The organism is Micrococcus sp. HMSC31B01, from assembly GCF_001816085.1.
GTDB lineage: Bacteria > Actinomycetota > Actinomycetes > Actinomycetales > Micrococcaceae > Micrococcus > Micrococcus luteus.
Map to the genome: position 1 here is coordinate 1 of NZ_KV825028.1, position 804 is coordinate 804.

The 804-nt window shown below is 65.7% G+C and carries 1 protein-coding gene; it reads left to right on the forward strand.

Annotation, left to right across the window (positions count from 1 at the left end; genetic code table 11):
• The first annotated feature begins 73 nt into the window (after nt 1–73).
• The gene (locus HMPREF3105_RS03980) at nt 74–760 is read left to right on the forward strand and encodes an RraA family protein (RefSeq protein WP_240739669.1); all 687 of its coding nucleotides are present in this window, start codon (nt 74–76) and stop codon (nt 758–760) included.
• Nucleotides 761–804: the final 44 nt, after the last annotated feature.

The following is an 804-nucleotide window of genomic DNA, read 5'->3' on the forward strand; positions in this document are numbered from 1 at the left end:
TGGGGGCGTGCCACCGCTGAGCCGGTGGCACGCCCCCGCGTCATCAGTGACGGAGGAATGATGCGGAACGACCGTGAACGAAGATGAAGACAACGCGGTGGAGCGACGTCGCGCAGCGTCAGCCGCAGTCCTCACATGCGCAGACCTGACCGATGCGCTCGGCCGGAAGCACCGTCACCGCGCCCATATCACCGGGCTCGTCAGCCCGGCACCCGAACGCATCCTGTTCGGGCGCGTCGCGACGATCTCCTTCTTCCCGACCTGCCACGCCATACTTGACCCGGAGGAATACACCTTCGGACGGCTGTTCCACCAGGCCGTCGACGGATCACCAGCCAATCCCGGCAACACGGTCCTCGTGATGGCCAGCAACGGCCACAGCTCGACGTCTCTCGCCGGTGGAACGAAGCTCTCCCGTGCGACCAACGTCGGCCTCGCCGGCGTCCTAACTGACGGACGCCTTCGCGACTTCGACGAACTGGCCGCGGAACCGTTCGCCGCATGGTGCTCGGGAGAGGCCGTCGCCTGGGGTGGAGCAGTGGTCACGCCGTTTCAGGCAAATATTCCCGTCGTCATCGAAGGAGTGGGCATCTATCCGGGCCAGTACATCTTCTGCGACTCATCGGGAGCCGTCGTCATCCCCGACAGCGACATCGACGAAGTGCTTGAGACCGCCCATCAGGTCCGTGCCGACGACAGCGCGTCCCGTGACCTGATCGCGCGGGAAGGTCGCAACGAAGGCTTGACGCGCGAGCGGTGACCTCACGGTCCCGGTGGTGTGGTGTTGTTGCGCCATTGGCGGGG